The sequence below is a fragment of the Staphylococcus cohnii subsp. cohnii genome, from assembly GCF_002902365.1.
Lineage (GTDB): Bacteria > Bacillota > Bacilli > Staphylococcales > Staphylococcaceae > Staphylococcus > Staphylococcus cohnii.
This window is the reverse complement of the sequence record NZ_PPQC01000046.1, coordinates 179,016-201,357: the sequence shown is the minus strand read 5'-3', so window position 1 is coordinate 201,357 and position 22,342 is coordinate 179,016. Positions and strand designations below refer to the sequence as shown.

Annotated in this window: 22 protein-coding genes and 2 pseudogenes; 13 read left to right on the top strand and 11 right to left on the bottom strand. The window is 33.3% G+C overall.

Going from position 1 to position 22,342, the window contains the following annotated elements; genetic code table 11:
• Positions 1–17: 17 nt before the first annotated feature.
• The 3 genes and pseudogenes from CD032_RS08685 to CD032_RS08675 form a co-directional block, all read right to left on the bottom strand.
• A pseudogene (locus tag CD032_RS08685) lies at positions 18–1,298 on the bottom strand (homocysteine synthase).
• Positions 1,299–1,517: 219 nt separating this feature from the next.
• On the bottom strand, positions 1,518–2,762 hold the full coding sequence (locus CD032_RS08680) for an MFS transporter (RefSeq protein WP_019468983.1): 1,245 nt from the start codon (positions 2,760–2,762) through the stop codon (positions 1,518–1,520).
• Between the two features lie 99 nt (positions 2,763–2,861).
• Positions 2,862–3,419: a TetR/AcrR family transcriptional regulator gene (locus CD032_RS08675; RefSeq protein ID WP_019468982.1), complete on the bottom strand. Its 558-nt coding sequence runs from the start codon at positions 3,417–3,419 to the stop codon at positions 2,862–2,864.
• Positions 3,420–3,581: 162 nt separating this feature from the next.
• Here CD032_RS08675 and CD032_RS08670 point away from each other — a divergent pair, with 162 nt between their 5' ends.
• The 3 genes from CD032_RS08670 to CD032_RS08660 are packed head-to-tail and all read left to right on the top strand — an operon-like array spanning position 3,582 to position 6,091.
• A complete protein-coding gene (locus CD032_RS08670) occupies positions 3,582–4,286 on the top strand; it encodes an ABC transporter ATP-binding protein (protein WP_019468981.1) in 705 nt (234 codons plus the stop codon).
• Positions 4,287–4,288: 2 nt separating this feature from the next.
• The gene (locus CD032_RS08665; RefSeq protein ID WP_019468980.1) at positions 4,289–5,422 is read left to right on the top strand and encodes an ABC transporter permease; all 1,134 of its coding nucleotides are present in this window, start codon (positions 4,289–4,291) and stop codon (positions 5,420–5,422) included.
• 18 nt (positions 5,423–5,440) lie between these two features.
• Positions 5,441–6,091: a TetR/AcrR family transcriptional regulator gene (locus tag CD032_RS08660; RefSeq protein ID WP_019468979.1), complete on the top strand. Its 651-nt coding sequence runs from the start codon at positions 5,441–5,443 to the stop codon at positions 6,089–6,091.
• Positions 6,092–6,144: 53 nt separating this feature from the next.
• Here CD032_RS08660 and CD032_RS08655 read toward each other — a convergent pair whose 3' ends face one another.
• Positions 6,145–6,615, bottom strand: a complete 471-nt coding sequence (locus tag CD032_RS08655; RefSeq protein WP_019469948.1) for a thioesterase family protein — start codon at positions 6,613–6,615, stop codon at positions 6,145–6,147.
• Positions 6,616–7,061: 446 nt separating this feature from the next.
• On the opposite strand from CD032_RS08655, the gene CD032_RS08650 reads away from it, so the two are divergent.
• Positions 7,062–8,153 (top strand): YkvI family membrane protein, encoded by a 1,092-nt coding sequence (locus CD032_RS08650; RefSeq protein WP_019469949.1) that lies wholly within the window; start codon positions 7,062–7,064, stop codon positions 8,151–8,153.
• 105 nt (positions 8,154–8,258) lie between these two features.
• Positions 8,259–8,465 (top strand): hypothetical protein, encoded by a 207-nt coding sequence (locus CD032_RS08645; RefSeq protein ID WP_019469950.1) that lies wholly within the window; start codon positions 8,259–8,261, stop codon positions 8,463–8,465.
• A gap of 537 nt (positions 8,466–9,002) precedes the next feature.
• Here the strand turns inward: CD032_RS08645 and CD032_RS08640 are convergent.
• The 7 genes from CD032_RS08640 to CD032_RS08610 are packed head-to-tail and all read right to left on the bottom strand — an operon-like array spanning position 9,003 to position 14,060.
• Positions 9,003–9,845 (bottom strand): urease accessory protein UreD, encoded by an 843-nt coding sequence (locus CD032_RS08640; protein ID WP_019469951.1) that lies wholly within the window; start codon positions 9,843–9,845, stop codon positions 9,003–9,005.
• Positions 9,845–10,459: an urease accessory protein UreG gene (gene ureG / locus CD032_RS08635; RefSeq protein WP_019469952.1), complete on the bottom strand. Its 615-nt coding sequence runs from the start codon at positions 10,457–10,459 to the stop codon at positions 9,845–9,847. Before ureG ends, CD032_RS08640 begins: the two co-directional genes overlap by 1 nt.
• A gap of 13 nt (positions 10,460–10,472) precedes the next feature.
• Positions 10,473–11,162, bottom strand: coding sequence for an urease accessory protein UreF (locus CD032_RS08630; protein ID WP_019469953.1), 690 nt, complete (start codon positions 11,160–11,162; stop codon positions 10,473–10,475).
• Positions 11,155–11,607: an urease accessory protein UreE gene (ureE, locus tag CD032_RS08625; protein ID WP_064264554.1), complete on the bottom strand. Its 453-nt coding sequence runs from the start codon at positions 11,605–11,607 to the stop codon at positions 11,155–11,157. The genes CD032_RS08630 and ureE overlap by 8 nt, the downstream gene beginning before the upstream one ends.
• An 11-nt stretch (positions 11,608–11,618) precedes the next feature.
• On the bottom strand, positions 11,619–13,334 hold the full coding sequence (gene ureC / locus CD032_RS08620) for an urease subunit alpha (protein ID WP_103211379.1): 1,716 nt from the start codon (positions 13,332–13,334) through the stop codon (positions 11,619–11,621).
• Positions 13,331–13,744, bottom strand: a complete 414-nt coding sequence (locus CD032_RS08615; RefSeq protein ID WP_019469956.1) for an urease subunit beta — start codon at positions 13,742–13,744, stop codon at positions 13,331–13,333. Before CD032_RS08615 ends, ureC begins: the two co-directional genes overlap by 4 nt.
• A gap of 13 nt (positions 13,745–13,757) precedes the next feature.
• Positions 13,758–14,060 carry an urease subunit gamma gene (locus CD032_RS08610; RefSeq protein WP_019469957.1) on the bottom strand — a complete coding sequence of 101 codons (303 nt, stop codon included), beginning with the start codon at positions 14,058–14,060 and terminating at the stop codon, positions 13,758–13,760.
• Between the two features lie 210 nt (positions 14,061–14,270).
• Between CD032_RS08610 and yut the strand changes: the two genes are divergently transcribed.
• The 8 genes and pseudogenes from yut to CD032_RS08570 all read left to right on the top strand — a co-directional run bounded on the left by yut (position 14,271) and on the right by CD032_RS08570 (position 21,882).
• The gene (gene yut / locus CD032_RS08605) at positions 14,271–15,170 is read left to right on the top strand and encodes an urea transporter (RefSeq protein WP_019469958.1); all 900 of its coding nucleotides are present in this window, start codon (positions 14,271–14,273) and stop codon (positions 15,168–15,170) included.
• A 121-nt stretch (positions 15,171–15,291) separates the two neighbouring features.
• Positions 15,292–16,761 carry a nickel ABC transporter substrate-binding protein gene (nikA, locus tag CD032_RS08600; protein WP_390325927.1) on the top strand — a complete coding sequence of 490 codons (1,470 nt, stop codon included), beginning with the start codon at positions 15,292–15,294 and terminating at the stop codon, positions 16,759–16,761.
• A pseudogene (gene nikB / locus CD032_RS08595) lies at positions 16,758–17,738 on the top strand (nickel ABC transporter permease). Before nikA ends, nikB begins: the two are co-directional and overlap by 4 nt.
• Positions 17,735–18,556 carry a nickel transporter permease gene (gene nikC / locus CD032_RS08590; RefSeq protein ID WP_019469962.1) on the top strand — a complete coding sequence of 274 codons (822 nt, stop codon included), beginning with the start codon at positions 17,735–17,737 and terminating at the stop codon, positions 18,554–18,556. The pseudogene nikB and the gene nikC overlap by 4 nt, the downstream one beginning before the upstream one ends.
• Positions 18,549–19,334 (top strand): ATP-binding cassette domain-containing protein, encoded by a 786-nt coding sequence (locus CD032_RS08585; RefSeq protein ID WP_019469963.1) that lies wholly within the window; start codon positions 18,549–18,551, stop codon positions 19,332–19,334. Before nikC ends, CD032_RS08585 begins: the two co-directional genes overlap by 8 nt.
• The gene (locus CD032_RS08580; RefSeq protein ID WP_019469964.1) at positions 19,327–20,019 is read left to right on the top strand and encodes an ABC transporter ATP-binding protein; all 693 of its coding nucleotides are present in this window, start codon (positions 19,327–19,329) and stop codon (positions 20,017–20,019) included. The genes CD032_RS08585 and CD032_RS08580 overlap by 8 nt, the downstream gene beginning before the upstream one ends.
• 119 nt (positions 20,020–20,138) lie before the next feature.
• Positions 20,139–21,053, top strand: a complete 915-nt coding sequence (locus CD032_RS08575) for an ABC transporter substrate-binding protein (RefSeq protein WP_019469965.1) — start codon at positions 20,139–20,141, stop codon at positions 21,051–21,053.
• A 415-nt stretch (positions 21,054–21,468) separates the two neighbouring features.
• Positions 21,469–21,882, top strand: coding sequence for a MarR family winged helix-turn-helix transcriptional regulator (locus CD032_RS08570; RefSeq protein WP_019469966.1), 414 nt, complete (start codon positions 21,469–21,471; stop codon positions 21,880–21,882).
• The last annotated feature ends 460 nt before the right edge of the window (positions 21,883–22,342 follow it).

Below are 22,342 nucleotides of genomic sequence, written 5' to 3'. Positions count from 1 at the left end.
AAGCAACGTATTTATTTTTATAATACTTGTAATCCTTGATCTAAATCTGAAATGATATCATCAATGTTTTCAGTACCAATTGATAATCTTACTAATTCTGGTAAGACTCCAGATGCTTTTTGTTCTTCAGGTGACAGTTGCAAGTGAGTCGTACTAGCAGGATGAATAATTAACGATTTTGAATCCCCCACGTTTGCTAAATGTGAGAATAAATTTAAAGATTCAACAAATTTTGCAATATCTTCAACCGAACCATCTACACCAAAGGTTAAAATTGCACCTTGACCATTAGGTAAATATTTTTCGGCTAGTTTATGATATGCATTACTTTCTAAGCCAGGGTAATTTACCCAGGAAATTTTAGGATGTGCTTCTAGATATTGGGCAACTTTAAGTGCATTTTCTGAATGTCGTTCTAAGCGTAGATGCAATGTTTCTAAACCAATTAAAAATTCATGTACATTAAACGGTGATACAGCAGAACCAAGATCGCGTAATAATTGCACGCGTGCTTTTGTAATATAAGCAGCTTCACCTACATCATTTGCATATGAAACACCATGATAACTTGGATCCGGTTCGACTAAACCAGGGAATTTTCCATTATCTCAATTAAATTTACCACTATCAACAATGACACCACCGATGGAAGTACCATGGCCACCAATAAATTTTGTAGCTGAGTGTATTACAATATCAGCACCATATTCAAATGGACGCAATAAATAAGGAGTTGGGAAAGTGTTATCAACAATTAAAGGTATTTTATGTTCATGCGCAATATGAGCAACTTTTTCAATATCCAAGACATCTATTCTAGGATTACCAATCGTTTCGGCATATACTGCTTTGGTTTTATCTGTTAAGGCAACTTTGAAATTTTCCGGATCACTTGGATCAACAAAGTGTACTTTAATACCTAATTTTTTGAAAGTGACATTAAATAAGTTATAGGTACCACCATAAAGGTTTGATGATGCTACAATCTCATCGCCACTTTCAACAATATTTAACAAAGCCAAGTGAATCGCAGCTTGTCCAGAAGCTGTGGCTAAGGCACCTACACCACCTTCAAGCGCAGCAACGCGTTCTTCAAAAACATTTTGTGTAGGATTCATAATTCTGGTATATATGTTTCCTGGTTCCTCTAAAGAAAAAAGTTTTCTTGCATGTTCAGTATCATCGAATACGTAACTTGAAGTCTGATAAATCGGTACTGCTCGTGATTTTGAGAATTCATCTACTTCTTGACCGGCATGGATTGATAGAGTATCTAAATGCCAATTATTTTGAGACATACATTGTCCTCCTATATATTTGAATTTTCTGATAATTAATACTATACAAGAGCAATTTTTTATTTTCAAGTATTCTTACTAAAAAAGTAAGGATTGAGTTTAGAGTTATAACAATAAGCTATCCCCACGAGTGTTAACAAATAACAAAACCAGTGGGGAAGTTTATAAGCGAAGTTCTTTTTCTAGTTTGCGATCATTATTTCCTAGCAATTTCATCCATTAGTAATGTTGATGATGTGCATATTGATCGTGTGTATCGTTCATGCTTTCATGATTCAAAATTTCAGCATTTTGTTGTTGTAGTTGACTGTAATCTCCATCTGGTAGTTTGCTTTCTAGAACTTCGACTTTAGGATAAATGAGTAGAGGGATGAAACCAATTAAACCGTAAATAATAAATGTATACATAAAATTGAACATATCAATGAATAACCCTGCTAATGAAGACCCAATAACTTGTCCAATAGCTAACATTAAAAAGGGTATGCCGATGCCTAAAGAGGCATTTTTAACAAATATTTTAATTCCCCAAACTAAAAGTACACCAGTTAAGAATATATAGCTTAATCCAAATAATGAAGCTGATATAAATGGTATGATCCAAATTTTTGGCGTGAAAGCAAGGGCAATTGTTGCGATGGCAAGTGCAATAACACCTAAATTAAATGCATAGCGAAGTCCTCGCTTATCAATGATTGCACCAGATATACCACCTATCATGCCGAATAGCCCTATCAAAATCCAAAATAATGAAAGTCCAAAATCAGAATAATTACCAGTATTTTGAACAAACGATTTAGAAAACGTCCAAAAAGTGGCAGTTGACACACCTAATAAAATAGAGGCAGTCATGATACGTGTGCTGGCTGAAATATCACGAATGTTAAATGAACCTGTATGAATAGTAATGTTTTGTTTTAATGATGGAATGATTAGATAGTTCCAAAGCAAAACGACAAGTGCCAATATGGCATATATAAAATAAGTTTGTCGCCAATCTATAAAAGTGAACATTGCTGTTATACCAGTAAACATAAGGCCAATACTCGTACCAGAATTGATCCAAGTATTTGCTTTTCCTTGTTCATGCACTTTAATCCATAAAGAAATGGTATAGCCATAGGGTGGTGAAATGAGCCCAGTACTGGCACCTGCAAAAATGACACCAATGGATAAAATGATTGCATTTGTTGAAATACCTATCCCCAATAAACCTATGAGTACTGAGATTCCTGCTAAAATAATCATGCGTTTAGGTCCGATTTTATCAGTTTGTAATGTTGAAAAGATAATTGTAAAACAATAGGATAAATAAAATAATGAGGAAATAATACCAGACTGTGATGCAGACAAATGCAAATCATTGGTCACTTCAGGTAAAAACAAACCAAAACTAAAACGTCCTAAACCATAGGTTGTTGCGATCATGGCTACGCCAGGAAATACAAGTTTAGAAAATTTCACTATAAACGTCTCCTTTTTAGATAGAATGTTCATTCTATTTTTGTTTTAAAAAAATACGAGATGAGTATACAAAATAAGATGCTCATGCTCGTTTAAAATTTAAATTTCTTTATGTGCTTCGTTAAGTAACAAATCAGCCATAGTTATAGCATGTGATGTCGCTTTTTTAGAACCTAATAATGCTGTCATTGAAGTTGTACCTTCAAGTAATAATGTAAATTGAATTGCTAAATCTAAACCATTGACGATACCAGCATTATTTGCCAGTTGTTCTAAGTAATTTAATAATTTTTGTTTATGTCCTCTAGCAATATTTTCAATTTCGTTATCTGTATTCGCATAATCTTCGATAGCCCTCATAAACATATCACCCTTATAAGAATGATCATTAAGCCACTGGCAGTGCGCTTTGACAGCAGAAATAAAAGGTTGGTGTGGTTGTTTTTCTACATAAGTGTCTAAGTAATGCCAATATCTAGATTCACGCTGCTTTAGCACCGCCTCAACTAAATTATCTTTGGACTCAAAATGATTATATAAAGTCATAGTTGCTACATTGGCTTCTTGAATAATTTGCTTTAAGCCTATACCACGAAACCCATATTCATAAAATAATCGTTCAGCAGTTGATAATATATCTTGTCGCTTTTGTGACAATCGTCTCACACTTTCTAAATAGAATGACCGTTCTACTTCAAACTAACAGTTACATAGCAAAATGTCAAAAAGCTAAAATTATGATTTTACATTTGTTATATTAAAGTATAATATAACAATAAAGTGAGTGTTCACTCACTATTAGTGAGATGAGGTGTGAAGATGATCGAAGTGAATAATTTAAGTAAATCTTTTGGTGATAAACAAGTATTAAAAGATATAAATGTTGCTTTTGAAAAGGGTGAAATCGTCGGTTTAATTGGTCCATCTGGAACTGGTAAAACAACATTAATTCAATGTATGTTAGGTATGGAACGCATCGATGTAGGTTGGGTAACGATAGATGACGTTGAAATGCCCGATAGAAAAATTTTAGGTGACGTTGGATATATGGCTCAAAGTGATGCACTTTATACTGATTTGACGGGGAGAGAAAACTTAGAATTTTTTGGCAGTATATACATTAAAAAAAGAAAAGACATCAAGAAACGTGTGGAAATATGTAGTGATATGGTGAAACTACAAGAGGCCTTAGATAAAAAGGTATCGACCTATTCTGGCGGCATGAAACGTAGGTTATCTTTGGCTATTAGTTTTCTACAAGATCCACAAATATTGATACTAGATGAACCAACTGTTGGAATTGATCCTAAACTTAGACAAGCGGTATGGAAAGATTTGGATGCAGCAAAAAAAGAAGGGAAAAGTATTCTAGTCACAACTCATGTTTTAGATGAAGCAACACGTTGTGACAGACTATTACTTATGAATCATGGTGAAATTATTGCAATAGGATCACCACAAGATATTAAAACGCAATATCAAGCTGTATCAATTGAAGAAGTGTTTTTGAAAATGGAGGACTAAATATGAATGCATTTTATATTACTAAACGAATTTTCAAACAAACAATCAGAGATATACGTACGTTGATGTTATTGCTAGTAGCGCCGTTGTTAACATTAACGCTATTCTATTATATATTTACAGTTTCAGATAACTCAAATGGTGTGAAAGTTGGTGTTCATGATATTCCTGAATCACTAAAACAACAATTACAATCACAAGACATCACGATTGAAAATTTTAAGGACCATAAAAATATAGATGATAAAATAAAAGAAGATCAATTAACTGGGTTTATACTCATGCAAAATCATGAGTTAGAAGTCACTTTTGCTAATGATAATCCAACAGATAAGGGAGTCATGGCTTCTACAAACCAAAAGTGGTTAACCAATCATAATATGAGTCAATTGAAAGAAAATACGAAATCATTAAAAAAAGCATTAGCGCAAGTTCAATCGCAAATACCTGACAATGCTAATACAGGTCAAAGTATGACCGAGAATCGTGAACCGATAAAAATTAATACACATTATTTATATGGGGATAAAGATGCTACATATTTTGATACGATTAATCCAATTTTAATAGGATTTTTCGTTTTCTTCTTCACATTTTTAATTTCTGGCATTGGTTTATTAAAAGAGAGAACATCAGGAACACTAGAACGATTATTGTCTTCTCCTATTAAGCGAAGCCATATTATTTATGGCTATATTATGGGATATGGTATTTTTAGTGTTATTCAAACGTTTGTAGTGGTTATTTATGCCATTTATGTATTAAATATAGCTGTTGAGGGATCGATTTGGTTAGTTCTAGCTACAACGGTATTAACAGCACTCGTAGCTTTAACGTTTGGTATACTGTTGTCTACATTTGCATCTTCAGAATTTCAAATGATCCAATTTATACCACTTGTAATCGTACCGCAAGTATTATTTGCAGGTTTAATTCCAATATCATCGATGAATATAGGCTTACAATACTTTGCACATTTGATGCCATTATTTTATACCGGAGAAGCTATGCAAGATGTGATGATAAAAGGATTTGGCGTGCAAGATATTTATATCAACTTGTGTGTATTATTTGGTATTTTTGTAGTATTACTAATATTGAATATTTTAGGAATGAAACGTTATAGAAAAGTTTAAGTATAGGTGGTATCATACATGAATCGAAATATTAAAGATATCATGGAAGAAATTGTACCTAAATTAGAGCATTTAACTGAAAAACAACGTTTAGTGATTGAAAGTGCCCTTATACTTTTTAGTGAAAAAGGCTATAAACAAACAAGTACAAGTGATATTGCTAAGCGGGCAGGTGTTGCTGAAGGTACAGTATATAAACAGTTTAAAAATAAAGAAGCATTACTCTATGCAGGTCTGGTGCCTATCATAAAAGATAACATAGCGCCTACTGTAGCAGAGGAGTTCTTAAGTGAATTGAATCGCGCAAGCAACTTGGAATCATTTATAAACATATTTGTAGACAATCGTTCTAAGTTTATTTATGAGAATAGAATGTTGTTAAAGGTATTCTTTAACGAAGCGATGACAAGTAAAATGTTTCAGTCGGTTTTGTTAGAAGTATTTAATAAGCGTTTAGTCTCTCATTTAAAGCCAATAATCAATAAGATGATACGTTGTGGCGAAATGCGAGATGTAGAAGCGGAATTTTTTGTACGCAGTTTAATTGCTCAAACAATCAATTTAAATATTAGTTGTTTAATTGGTTTGAATTATCAACATGACGATGTATATGAAAAACATTTATTATTTACAAAGGAAAGTCTTTACTACATGTTTACAGCAAAATAACATAAAAGTAGAACGGAAAAGAAAGCTGAGTTTCCGTTCTACTTTTATGTTTGTTATTTTCTAGGTATGCCAATAACATGACCTAGTTGTGATGGCGCATTAAATGGCTTTTGCATATTAAAAGCTGCTTGTATTTTCTCTAGAATAGGCTGTGGAAATGCCATGCTACGACGTGTAACTTTACTAACGCCTATCATGATCACTTCATATGTAGCAATACGCTCATCATTATCATTGTACATTGTCAGGAATAAATGTACTCTTTTCGCATCATAATCATAAATATGTACTTTAACGTAAAAGTCATCATCTAAGACGAGTTCTTTTAAAAAGGAAATGTGTGCCTCCAAACTAAAAATAGTAATTTCATGTGTTTGTCGATATGAAACATATAAGTCGACTGATTCGAAAAATCCAACGACGACATCACTGAAAATGGAATAATATTGTGCATCATGCATATGGTTATTATTATCTATCCAAGATGGTTGCACGGTGTTTTTATAAATGTATTCCTCTGCCACAAAATCACTCCTAAAGTATAAATTTAATAGTAGCCTATATTATTGTAACAATATTAAACAGTTTAAGTTAGTAATTTGATTGTATTTGTACATAATTCAATATTACTTATTGAATATGTGTAATTGATAATCAAATTCAAGTAAGTTATCATAAAAATGTAAACGCTTGCATTTTGAATATTTTGAGTTTATATCATTATTTATAAATTTAAAATAAAAGGTACAGAAATTTTGAATTCAAACAAAATTCAGTATCGTACTAAGGTTTGGCTGGTAAGGATAAAAGGGTACAGAATTAGGGTTCTGTGAAAATCGTATGTTATATTCACAAACATATTTGAAACTTGTGCATCCTTGCCAATATCAAAGGTGCATGCGAGTGAAGTGACATTATAGGCTTTTACGAATGCTTATAAATGAAATTCAATGTAACGAAGGGGATTTATATGAAAAGGATATTTTTAATTGGTAGTGCATTCATCGGTATTATCGTGGGTGCAGGATTTGCTTCAGGACAAGAAATACTACAGTATTTTACTAGCTTTGGAACGGTGGGCATACTCGCGGGCATTGTTTCTACCGTGTTATTTGCCTACGTAGGTATGATGCTAGTATGGTTAGGCAGTATATTTAAGGCTGAAGGACATAACGACGTGATACATAAATTGACTGGTGGTACAATGTTTGGCAAGGTCATTGCCTGGTTAGTAGACATTGTGCTCATTATTGCATTATTTGGATTTGGTGTTGTTATGCTTGCAGGCGGAGGCTCAAATTTTGAACAACAATTTGGCATACCTGCTGTGTACGGTACTGCACTTATGGTTATATTAGTACTCGTATTTGGTATGTTACGTGTGGATAATGTTGTAAAAGTAATTGGTAACATTACACCTTTATTGATTATCTGTATTGTTATCGTTGCTATATATTGTTTGTTTACGATGTCAGGTTCGTTTAGCGAATTGGATACATTGGCTAAAAGTCATACATCTGCTGTTCCACATTGGTTTATCGCAGGTGTAAATTATGTCTCGCTTAATGTAGGCTTAGGTGCATCAATGTCAATTGTTATGGGAGGTAATGAGAAAAATAGTAAAGTTGCTGCATGGGGTGGTTTGGCCGGTGGTATTGTTTTAGGTTTAATGATTATGATTAGTCATTTGGCAATTTTTTCAAAGATTGAAACAGTTGGCCACTTACCGTTACCAATGTTAGGACTAGTTAATGATATTTCACCTATTTTAGGCGTGTTTATGTCAATTGTTATTTATTTAATGATTTTTAATACATGTTTAGGTATGTTTTATTCATTAGCTACACGCTTCACTGAAATTGAAACGAAACAATTTAAAATATTTTATACGATATTTACTTTAATCGGTTTTGCAATCAGTTTTGCAGGGTTTACAGATTTAATGACATTTTTCTATCCGGTAATAGGTTATATGGGTATCATTATTATAATCGTGTTAATTTATGCACCATTTAAGGTGAGAAGAATAAAAAAACAAGGTAAATCATTACAAGATTTGTAAAATATCATATAGAACTAGCTATATATTTTTTATAGCGTAAATATTAAGATAAAATGTACGTATGAAAAATAATAACTATTGAAATTCGAAAGGAGTCAATCGCAAATGGTTTATGTTGCATTAATCGTATTAATTATAGCGATTATACTACTGATTTATTCTATTGCTCTGCTTATGGGTAAAGATGGATCATTATTTAGCTTGTTTACGCATGAAGAAAAATCATTAAAAAAAGGGCAAAAGCTAGCGATTTATATTGCAACAATTTTATTGTTAGTCATTAGTATCGTATGGTTGCTAAATATTATTTAAAGTAAATGGTATGAAAGTTTTAATAACATTATAAGCTATTACAGTATAAATAGATGTCTGGATATGAATATTTTGGACTAAGTGATAGAAGTTGAGCACAATTTATTGTCAGTAGTAGACTGCCTTGAATTATGTAAATCATATCTTTAATCAAGCGTGATCAAAATATGATATAAAAAAAGAATTTATCCCTATGCAAATAGATAAGTTCTTTCAGACTGTCGACAACTTTGTTGGCGGTTTTTTTTGTGCATGCTTTCCGCGGACACTGCCTTAGCCTATAGTTTTTGGCTAGTGCGCTTACCGAAGGAGTCAGCCCAAATCACTGCCAATATGATAATATATATAAATTAAATAGTGACAATAATGGCCTGAAAGACAACTGCTATTTGAAAGATATCTATATAAATAAAAATAAACAAACCCTACGCATTAATTTGCACAGGGTTTGTCTAAGTTCTTTTTATTGAGTATAAACTGTATGTTTCATGCTCCGAGGTTGGAATTGCTATTTCATAATATACGACATGATTAAGGTTAATATTTTCTTAAGAAATTGACTTCTCTGTCAAAGATATGCTGTGCAACGTACGTTTGTACAGCATTTAAAATGCGCTCGATAATCTGTGTTTTATTTGATAGAATTCTAATGCTGAAACCATGCGTTGGTAATTGAGTAATACCGAAACGACAATGATATGTTTTGTGATAATGCTTGATATAATCATAAATATCATCTATAAAAGTTTGATTGACTTCAGGATGTATGAAATAGCATGAACCTAAATGTGTATAGTCTTCCATATACCCTAGGCCATCAACTTTATTTTTAGTTGGATCAAGTAACAAATTATCAAATGTTACGAGTTCATTTTCAACATAAATTTCATTAAGTAGATGCATATACGTATATGTGAAGGCTTTATCTTCTTTTGAATAACCGGGTGTCAGTATATCTGTATAGAATAGTGAACCGTTGGTACTCAAATTAAATGTATTATGTTGGAAAAACTTAGCGTTTTCAAAGGCGATAATAGGATCGCCAACATATTCGATATAAGCATTGTCCTTAATGTTAAAATTTTGATATTGCTCGACATGATCATTTAATGTTTTATAGATTTTTGTCGCACCTTGTGAAGTTAAAGTCACATTTGCATTTTCTTCTGCTGTGAAATCCATTTTGTAACGGTCACCATCTAAATAACCACCGCCTACATTTACAATATAAAATGTAGGTATATCTGAGCCGTTTAAGTAAACTGGGCGTATGACTTTTAATGCCTTCTCAAAAAAGATATCACGCGCAACAGATTTACTACCATTATTAAAAACAGTTAAATCTAATATGCCAGTCCATTTTTGCTGTGCATTTGCCATTAAGCTAAACCTTTAAGAAAGACATCTTGATCTATCCATTCGATAACCTTATTTAAGCCTTCATCTGTTTTAAGATTAGTAAATGCAAATGGTCTTTTGCCTCGGAATGTTTCGGTATCTTCAGCCATACGTTCTAATGAAGCACCGACGTACGGAGCCAAATCAGTCTTGTTAATTACAAAGAAATCAGATTTAATCATGCCTTGTCCGCCTTTGCGAGGGATTTTTTCCCCTTGAGCAACGTCGATAATATATATAGAAAAATCGACTAACTCTGGACTGAAGGTCGCAGCAAGGTTGTCGCCACCAGATTCGATAAATATCAAATCGATATCTTCATTACGTTCTTTTAATTCATCGATGGCAGCAAAATTCATTGAAGCATCTTCACGAATTGCTGTATGTGGGCAGCCACCTGTTTCAACACCGATGATGCGCTCTGCAGGTAACACACCTGAATTAACTAAAATCTTTTCATCTTCTTTTGTATAAATATCGTTGGTAATGACACCTATGCTAAATTCTTTAGATAATTGTTTTACTAATTTTTCAATAAGTTGTGTTTTCCCTGCACCTACAGGGCCACCGACACCTATTTTAACTGTCTCTGTCATTGGAAATGCCCTCCTAAGATATAAAAATTCTTACATTTACGTTCTCGTGTTCCATCTGGTTGATCTCTAATCCGGGTGCAGTGATACCTAATTGTGACTCCTCTAATGTCATAATATGATTTCTTGTTTCTTTCATAAAGGGAATCATTTCATAGACGATTCTTTGACCTGCAGTTTGTCCTAAAGGAATTGCACGAACTGCGTTTTGTGTTAAACTCGATACATTTTGATATAAATAGTAATCGATAATCATTTCAATATCGACGCCTAAATAATGACCGAGCATTGTAAAACAAATCGCCGGATGCAATTTTGCTTTTTTATTTTTGTTTTGCGTTTGATACCACTGTATCCATTCACTATCGTAAAGTTCTGCTGCTAGTTTGACCATGCGATTACCCATTTGTTTTGATCCTTGTCTGGTTTCTTTAGGTAGGTTTTGTACAAAAAGTATACGATCTAAATACAATATTTTTTCAGTATTATGATGATTTAGTGCATCGTAGACTAAGCGCATTGTTAAGCCGTCAGCAAACGAAAGTTGTTCATTTAAGAATAATTCAAGCCATTGTTTAAAAGATGCTTCATCATGGACAATATCTCTTTGGATATATGTTTCAAGTCCAAATGAGTGACTGAAAGCGCCAGTCGGAAATTGAGAATCACAAAATTGAAATAAGCGCAAATGTGCATGATCAATCATGTGAATGACCTATATGTCTAAATGCTTGGTTTACTTTTCTATCTTCGTGGCTGTAGGGTATACCTAAGTCTTTCAATAAATCCTCTACGAGATAGTCATATTGTACAAGCATCTCTGTTTCTGTGAATTGTGCTGGCAAATGTCGATTACCCAATTGATGAGCAATGTCACCCATTTCTTGTAATGTACGTGGCTTGATTACTAATAAATCTTCTGAATTGACGTCTATAATAATCATATTTGTATCGTCTTGATATAGAATATCACCGTATTGCAAATCGATAGGCTGTTTTAAACGAATGCCAATTTCATTACCATGGTCTGTTGTAACACGTTGAATACGTTTCACTAAGTCAGAATTTTCAAGATAAACTTTTTCAACGTGTTTGTTTTTTTCATTTTGTGCTAGATTTGCAATATTACCTTTAATTTCTTCGATGATCATATTTTATCCTCCTAGAATAAGAAATAACGTTGCGTTAGTGGCAACTCAGTAGCTGGTTCACTTGTTATTTTCTTACCATCGACAAATACTTCATAAGTTTGTGGATCTACATCTAGTTTAGGTGTAGCGTTATTATTTTTCATATCTGCTTTAGTTAATTTACGAATATTTTTAACTGGTCTTAATTTACGTTTTAACCCTAAACTTCTACCTATATCATTTTCATAAGCAGTGGATGAAACAAAAGTAATGGCAGTACTTTGCATATTACCACCTAATTGTCCATACATATTGCGGTATTTGAGTGGTTCAGAAATTGGAATAGAACCGTTAGCATCACCGTTAATTGCCGTATTGATCATTCCACCTTTAAGCACTAACTCAGGCTTAACACCAAAGAACGCTGGGTCCCACATTATGATGTCTGCAAGTTTGCCCTCATCAATAGATCCAACATACTCTGAAATACCATGTGTAATTGCAGGATTGATTGTGTACTTCGCAATATAACGTTTGATACGATTATTATCGTTATATTCACCGTCTCCTTCAAGCGCACCACGTTGTTCTTTCATGCGATGAGCCACTTGCCATGTACGTGTGATTACCTCGCCAACACGACCCATAGCTTGAGAGTCGGAACTTACCATACTAAATACACCTAAATCTTGTAATACGTCTTCTGCAGCAATTGTTTCTTTACGAATACGAGAGTCAGCAAAAGCAACATCTTCAGGGATAGAAGCGTTAAGGTGATGTGTGATCATAACCATATCTAAATGTTCATCTATTGTATTGTGTGTGTACGGCAAAGTAGGGTTAGTGGATGATGGCAAGATGTTTGAGTAAGAAGCTGACTTAATTAAGTCAGGCGCGTGCCCGCCACCAGCACCTTCAGTATGGTACATGTGTAATACACGGTCTTTAACTGCTGCCATTGTTTCTTCCATAAATCCAGCTTCGTTTAAAGTATCTGCGTGTAAGGCCACTTGAATATCGTAGTCATCTGCGACTTGTAAAGCGTGATCTAAAGCAGATGGTGTTGCACCCCAGTCTTCATGTACTTTAAGACCAATGACACCTGCATGAATTTGTTCGACGAGGGCAGTGTGGTTAACAGCTTGTCCTTTCCCAGTAAAACCAATGTTTAATGGAATTTGTTCTGCTGCTTCCAACATGCGATGTATGTACCAAGGTCCAGGTGTAACAGTTGTTGCTTTTGAGCCTTCAGAAGCTCCTGTACCACCGCCGATTAATGTAGTTGAGCCGCTTTCTAAAGCAACGAGTGATTGCTCTGGATTGATAAAGTGGACATGTGTATCAATGGCACCAGCAGTTATGATTTTACCTTCTGCAGCAATAACATCAGTCGTTGCACCAATAACGATATCAACATTATCCATTATGTCTGGATTGCCCGCTTTACCAATTTTCATAATATAGCCATTTTTGACACCGATATCTGCTTTGATTACTTTGTCATAATCAAGGATTAGCGCGTTAGTAATAACTAAATCTGCAACTTTTTTGTCGTCTCTTGTTACGTTAGGGTTTTGAGCCATACCGTCTCGGATGGATTTGCCGCCGCCGAAAGTAGCTTCGTCACCATATGTAGCGAAATCTTTTTCGACCTTAGCGAATAGGTTTGTATCACCGAGTCTTACTGAATCACCAATGGTTGGTCCATAAAGACTCGTGTATTGAGATTGCGTCATTTTGAAACTCATCTTTTATACCCACTTTCTTTATTAGCATTATCTTCTGATAAAGTAGCTTTATCGATAATATCAGATTCTTTAGTATAATCATCTGGTTTAAATACACGTGTGTCGTCTATAGGACCATTTACTTTTCCGTGGAAGCCAAAAATATTACGACTCCCTTTATATTCTACTAATTGAATTTCTTTTTCATCACCTGGTTCAAAACGAACGGCAGCACCTGCGGGTATATCTAAACGTTTGCCATAGGCATGTTCACGATTAAAATCTAATGCAGGATTCACTTCAAAAAAGTGATAGTGAGAACCAACTTGTATAGGACGATCGCCTGTGTTTTTTACAGTGATGACTGTGGCATGAAGCCCCTTGTTAACATCGATTTCTGTACGTTTAACAATAATTTCACCTGGTTTCATCATGTATCCTCCTTTAGACTATCGGATGATGGACAGTAATTAATTTTGTACCATCAGGGAATGTTGCTTCAATTTCTAAATCAGTTAACATATCTGCAACACCTTCCATGACATCATCTGCACTTAATATTTGTTTTCCATAACTCATAAGTTCTGCTACTGATTTTCCATCGCGTGCGCCTTCTAACAATTCAAAACTGATGATAGCGGCTGCTTCAGGATAGTTTAATTTTAATCCTCTTTGTTGACGTCTACGTGCTAAATCGGATGCAATGACTAACATTAACTTATCTTGCTCACGTTGTGTAAAATGCACGTTGTTCACTCCCTTTCCAAATCTGTTAAAATCAATATCGATGTGTATGTGGCTACATTTTAATAATAAGGGTTGCTAGGCTAACTACAAGAATTACACATTAAGGAAAAGTGTGAAAATAGCGAATTTAGTAAAATTTGAAAGACTTTTAATTATAGGTTGTATGATATAAGATGAATAACGTAAATTTTATAGAAATCAGGTGACATTTTGAATGCGATTCAAATATTATTAAAAAATATCACACAGGTTTTGTTGTTGAACAATGCATGGACAGGTTTATTTATCTTAATAGGTCTATTTGTAGGTAGTTGGAAAGTTGGTTTAATGGCGCTCATTGCTAGTTTAATATCACTATTATTAGCTCAATATACAAATTACTCAGATGAAGAGATTAATAGTGGTTTAGCAGGTTTTAATCCAGTATTGACTGCAATTGCATTAACGTTATTTTTAGTACCTGAATGGTATAGCTTATTGATAGTCATTGTTGCAATAATTATAACAATGCCATTAGGATCAGCATTTAGAGAGTTTTTTAAACCTTTTGGTGTACCCATGTTAACGATGCCGTATGTATTTGTAAGCTGGGTTGTTTTATTAATGTCTTTTCAATTCAAGTTTGTAAATGCAGATGTAAAAATATTGCCTAATACTGTCAAAGAAATTACATATTCGGGACATCATATCGATTTTATTAGTGCCTTTTTATCAGGTTTTAGTGAAGTTTTTTTATTGAAAAGTGTTTTAGCAGGTGCTTTCATTTTAATCGGGATATTTATTGCTTCAAGAAAAGCAGGACTTTACGCAATGGTTGCTAATGTCATTGGTTTTGCAGCTGTTACGGTGCTCGGTGCAAATCATGATCAGATTAATGATGGTTTATTTGGTTATAATGTCATTCTTACAGTTTTAGCATTAGGCGTAGCATTTAAAACTAGAATCCCAAGATATATGAGTATTGTACTTGGTGTCTTACTCACGGTAGTTATACATGCAGGTATGATTACATTGCTAACACCATTTGGCTTACCTGTCTTTACCTTACCGTTTATTATTGCTACATGGATAATGTTATTCGCAGGAAATCGTATGCGTGTACAAAAATAAGTGACCATTGAAGCATGAAGTTTAATTAAATGTACAAACTAAGTATAATAAAAGAGGGTGTACTTTGTGGATAGATTATTATTCAATAAAAATTGTTGGAAAGAGGTATGTTTATGAAAAAATCATCACAGTATTAGCTTCTACAACAGTGATTTTGGCTGGTTGTAGTGGCTCTGGCAGCCAATCTAAAGGCAAAACTTTAGATATAGAATTACCTTTGAAAACGACATCTATCGCACCATATGAAACAGATGTACCTGTGAAGGTAGGTGCTGCAGAATCATTATTTAAAGCGACAGCAGATGGTAAAGTTCAAAAGTTGCTAGTTAAATCTTACGGACAAACATCACCGACTCAATTAGATTTAACATTAAAAGATGATATTAAATTCCAAAATGGAAAAAAAGTGACAGGTGAAGCAGTTAAAGCCAGCTTGGAGAAAAGTATTCAAAAAAGTGATTTAGTCAAAGGTTCACTGCCAATCAAAGATATCAAAGTGGATGGACAAAAATTGCAAATCACAACAAAAACTGCATATCCTGAACTCATTTCAGAATTAGCTAGCCCATTCTCAGCTATTTATGATACTGAAGCTAAAGGAGATATCAATAAAACACCTGTAGGCACGGGTCCGTATCAAATTAAAGATTATAAGCAATCACAGAAAATTCAATTGGACCGAAATAAAGATTATTGGCAAGGCAAACCAAAACTAGACCGCATCAATGTTACATATCAAGAAGACGGCAATGCCCGCACGAGTGATTTAGATTCTGGAAAAGCAGATGTCATTACGGATGTACCTGTTGAAAAAGTTAAATCATTAAAAGAGAGTGATAAGACGAAAATTTCATCAATCTCTGGTTTCAGAACTGGATTATTATTATATAATCATACGAGTGATAAAATGACAAAGCAAGTGCGTGAAGCATTAGATAAAGTTATTGATCGTAAGCGTATTGTAGATCATGTTTCAAAAGGCTATGCAACACCAGCAACTGGACCATTCAACAATAAGCTCGACTTTATAGAAAATAAAGATGTGCAAAAACAAGATATTGCACAAGCTAAAAAATTAATGGAAGATGCAGGTTACAGTGAAGCACATCCATTAAAACTGACGATATCTACGTATAATGGACGTCCAGAATTACCTAAAATTGCACAAGTCATTCAGTCAGATGCTAAAAAAGCTAATATTGATATCCAATTACGTAATGTGGATGACATACAGGGTTATTTAAAAGATAAAGATCAGTGGGATGCCTCACTTTACAGTTTTGGTACAATTCCTAGAGGGGATACGGGTTATTTCTTTAACCAAGCTTACAAACCAAAAGGCGCAATTAATACAGGTGGTTATGATAATCATAAGGTCACAGCATTAATAGATGAGCTAAATAAAACAGTGAACAAAGAAGAACGTAATAACATTACGAATCAAATCATTAATATTACAAGTGATGACATCGCAAACAGTTATATTTCTTATAATGATAATATCGTTGGAATGAATAAGAATGTAGAGCATTTAACTTCAACACCAGAAGGTATTTATCTTATTGACTATAAGGTTGATAAAAAAGAATGATATTAAAACATATACTTTCTAAAATTGGACAAATGATCATTGTATTGTTTGTCCTTTCTACTATCACTTTTATATTAATGGAACTTACGCCTGGAGACCCTGTTGATAAAGTTTTGCACTTAGATGTAGCGAATGTTTCAAGCGAACAAATTGAAGCTACGAAAGAACGATTAGGACTCAATCAATCACCAGTAATGCAATATTTTCAATGGTTAGGTCAGATAATACAATTAAACTTCGGTACAAGTTATCAAACTGGAGAACCTGTGACTAAAGCATTGATTTTTTATACACCTCCAACGTTAATCATTGCAGTATTAACGATTGTTATCGTATTTCTAGTTGCTATTCCTTTAGGTATATTAGCAGCAAAACGATATCATACATGGATAGATACTTAGATAAGAATATTGACTTCATTTACTGTGAGTGTGCCTTCCTTTTTTTTAGGAACGATATTAATTTATATATTTGCACAACAATTAAATATACTTCCTTCATCAGGTTTAGATTCCATCGCTGGTTATATATTGCCTGTAATCGCATTAAGTATTGGCATGAGTGCATATTATGTAAGGTTAATGCGTTCGACTTTAGTTGAACTATATCAATCTAAAGAAGTAGAAGCGGCTAGACTAAGAGGAATGTCGGAGCACTACATCTTATGGAAAGACTTATTTAAGCCAGCTATTGTCCCTGTGATTACAGTATTAGGTATGTCTGTTGGTAGTTTGATTGGTGGTACGGTAGTGATTGAAAATTTATTTGGTATACCAGGTCTTGGTCACTTTCTTGTAGATAGTATTAGAGCGAGGGACTATCCAGTAGTACAAGGTGCTGTTATCATGATTGGATTCTTTGTGGTGTTAGCCAATACGATTAGTGATTTGTTACTTTTATGGCTCGATCCTAAACGTCGTTTTAACAAAATCAATGATACATTAAAACGTCAGGGCCAGGATGGTGATATTGAATGAGACATAAAAATAAAGGCAGTTTTATTTTTTATGTGTTTGGTATTTATGTATTGTTACTCATCGTAGCTCAATTTCTTATTTCAGCAGATAGTGCATTGGAGGTACATTTGAGTCATACACTAGAGCTTCCTAGTAGCACACATTGGCTAGGTACAGATGACTATGGTCGAGATTTACTAGCAAGGGTGATTGTCGGTGCAAGATATACATTAATCATCAGTTTAATCACTTTGTTGATTACCGTGATCATTGGTGTGCCATTGGGACTTTTAGCAGGTTATAAAAAAGGTTTCGTTGATACGATTATTATGCGTGTTATCGACATAGGATTAAGTATTCCAGAATTTGTGTTAATGATTGCTATGGCAAGCTTCTTTAAACCGAGTATATGGAATTTAGTGATAGCGATTACGATTATCAAATGGATGACTTACACACGACTCACACGTTCAATTGTCAGTAGTGAAATAAGCAAACCGTATATTCAAATGGCTAAGCTATTTAATGTACCGACCCATCGCATTATTTTAAAACATTTTTTTCCACAAGTGATGCCTTCTGTGATCGTTTTAATGACCGTAGATTTTGGGAAAATTATACTTTATATTTCTTCGCTATCATTCTTAGGTTTAGGTGCACAGCCACCTTCTCCAGAGTGGGGAGCAATGTTAAATGCAGGTAGAGATTATATCAGTTCATACCCATTGTTAATAATTGTACCCGCATTTTTAATCACAGTAACTATTTTATTATTTAATTTAACTGGTGATGCATTGAGAGATAGACTTTTAAAAAGAAAGCGTGATGCTGATGGCTAATAATAACCTTTTAGAAATTACAAACTTAACCATCACAGATACCGATGGCCAAAGGCTCGTAGACCACCTTGATTTAACTTTACGACAAAGTAAAGTGAATGTTTTGGTAGGTGAAAGTGGCTCTGGCAAGAGTTTAACTGCAAAAGCACTCGTACAACAAGTTCCTAGTATGTTGACGACACATTTTGATTCGTTAGTTTACAAAGGGCAATCAATTACTGGTGTAAGCAATTTACTAGGAAAAGAAATTGGATTTATATCTCAGGATTACACACATAGCTTTAATGATCACACAAAATTAGGCAAGCAATTAATTGCGATTTACAAAATGCATTATAAGGTAGATAAAACTACAGCTAAAAAGTTTGTGAAACAAGCACTTAGATGGGTGGATTTAGATTCAGAAGCAGTGATGACGCGTTATAGATTTAATTTATCAGGTGGTCAACTTGCTAGGGTTCAAATCGCCAGTGTATTAATGTTAAATCCAAGTGTTATTATTGCCGATGAACCTACAGCATCATTAGATGCAATTACTGGTTATAATGTGATGCATTTAATCAAGTACTTAGCGGAAGTCCATAAAGTGACCTTACTGATGATTACGCATAATTTGTCTCATGTGCTTGATTTTAGTGATTGGATTAGCATCATTCAACATGGCAAAGTCATAGATTTTAATCATGTTCAAGCATTTAAGGATGGCAATGTAAAACCATACAGTCTTAAATTGTTTGATGCGCGTAGTCAGTTAAGGAAGGATGACATAAATGATTAAGTTGCAACATATAAACTTTGCTTATAAAAATGCTCCTATTTTAAAAAATATTAATTTGACGATAGCTTCAAATGAAAAAGTTGGCATTGTTGGTGAAAGTGGTTCTGGTAAAACGACATTGGCTCATGTAATGTTAGGATTATTAACCAATTATCAAGGTCATTATTCAACACAAGGACTAAGTATGCTTCCGATATTTCAACATGCATACGATAGTTTTAATCCCAAATTCAAAATACAAACCGCATTAGAAGAACCATTACGATATTATAAAGGTTCACAATCAACAGCAGATATTCGCACAAATCTTAAATATTTAATGTCATATATGCATTTAGAAGAATCATTATTACAAAAGTTTCCAGACGAGTTAAGTGGTGGGCAGTTACAACGATTTAACACAATACGTACATTAATGTTAGCACCGGATATGTTAATCTGCGATGAAATAACTGCTAGTTTAGATGTGATAGCTGAACAGAGAATGATAAAAGTTTTGAAAGACTACCATGATCAAACAAACAAAGGCATTATTATGATTTCTCATGATATTGCATTTTTAAATCAATTTGTTGAGCGAATTGTTGTTATGAAAGATGGAGAAATTGTCGATGATTTTCCGATTGCGTATTTATTTTCTGAAGAACGCGCCCATTATACGAAAGCGCTACTTTCTATATATTAAGTTGAGTAATTATTCATGCACAATCAACAATTATTTGTGGTTCGTTCAATATAAATGAAGTATAATATATAATTAAGCTCAGTTTAAATTGTAAACAAATGAAAAGGGGATATTTAGGAATGAAAAAATTATTATTACCATTACTTGCACTTATTTTGGTATTAGCAGCATGTGGTAATCAATCTGATAATGAGTCATCAAAAAGTAAGAAAGAGACAAAGACGTATGTTCAAGATTCAGGGGACAAAGTAAAAATACCTAAAAAGCCAAAACGTATTGTCGTACTTGGTGCAACTTATGCAGGTGGTTTAAAACAACTTGATGGGAACATAGTAGGTGTAGCTAACATCGTGGATGATAGCAAAGTATTAAAGGATAAATTTAAAGACGTTAAAAAAGTAGACGCAGAGAATGTAGAAAGTGTCGCAAAATTAAAACCAGATTTAATTATTACTTATAATACTGATAAAAATTTAAAAAAATTAAATAAAATTGCGCCCACAATTGCTTTTGATTATTTGAAACATGACTACAAAGAGCAACATCAAGAACTAGGAAAAATAATAGGTAAAGAAAAACAAGCAAACGCATGGATTGATGAATGGGAGAAAAAGACAAAAAATGATGGTAAAACAATAAAAGAAGCTATTGGTGAAGATACAACTGTTTCAATTATAAAAGATTTTGATAAAAAAGTGTATGCGCTCGGTAAGACATACGGCCATGGTAGTGAAGTATTGTATGATGCATTTGGCTTAAAAATGCCAGAAAATGTTGAAAAAGCTACTGAGAAAAATGATTTAGCTGATATATCTGAAGAAGAAATTCCAGATATGGCAGGTGATTATGTCGTTACACCAGTCGCTAAAGGAACTCAATTATCTTTTGAAAATAAAGATTTATGGAAAAGTACTGAGGCTGTCAAAAATGGACACACAATTAAAGTGGATGAGGGCATTTATTGGTTAAATGATCCTTACTCATTAGAATATGAACGTAAAGATTTGAAAGAGCAATTATTGAAAAAGCAATAAACATAAATCGTGTTAACTTAACAAAATAAAACCATTTTAGTCACTATTAACAATTAAAACACTAATAAAATTGAATTTATTTTATTAGTATTAGTTGTTAGTACACTAAAATGGTTTTTTGTATTATGCTCAAGAAAAACATATTCTAATTATATGTTGTTGATGTATAAAAAAAGCAGGAATTGGAAGTATCTCGTCTTTAGTTCGACATTTTTATCCTTTAAACTATAAAGTACATACCGAAACTTATAGAATATTGAATAATATAACTTATAAAAGCAAAGTATTTATATAGGTAGTCGTATGAAAAAGTGCAACACTTGGAAATAATGTTTTTTACAACGTTATTTCAGAATTAATCAATAAAAATAACTTAAAGAAGTTTTCAAACGTATGATTAGTGGGGAGATATACAATGAAAAAAGAACAAAAAGTGGATAACTGGATTAAAATGACTAAATATATACATTATATTGAAGCGATGATTGAAAGAAAATTGAAAGAACAATATTTTCTAAGTATTAAAGAATTTTATGTATTATATGAAATTTATAAGTCAGAGCATAAAAAATACAAAATTAATGATTTGATTAAAGTGGTTGACTTAAGTCAAAGTGCAATGTCTAGACTTATTGTAAGAATGGAAAATACAGAGACGCCACTTGTATATAGACAAGAGTGTGTAGAAGATCAACGCGCTATGTACATTTACCTAACTGGTTATGGAGAAAACGTAACTCAAAAAGCACTAAATACTTACGAACAATTATTAAAGCAAGTTAATTTTAAGAGTATCAGCGCTTTGGCAAACATGGATGATAATGGCTAAAGTCTACTGTGATTGAAAACTAAAATAAGAATTTTAAAGCTTTATGCATTGCAATAGAAAATGATAAGTCATGTTTTTAAAAGTGATTTATGTTTTACTATAAGTGTGCAATACGTTGAAAAATTTGAAAAGGGAGCGGATGGCTAATGGAAATTAATGCAGCATGGCTCAATTTGCCAGTACAAGATTTGGAAGCTAGTGAAAAATTTTTGATACTATAGGGTTTGCAATCAAAAAACATAAAGACATGATGAATAAAATGCGAGGTATTCAAACGAAAGGTGGCCAAATCATTATGCTGATAGAAAAAAAAACAATTTGAAAAAGTTTCTAGACTTTCGTCTATAGGTAACAATGAAACATTAGTATCACTTTCGGTTTCAACAAAACCAGAAGTTGATACGTTAGTTTCGTTGGTTGAACAAGCAGGCGGAAAAGTACTAGAAACAGGCACGGAACA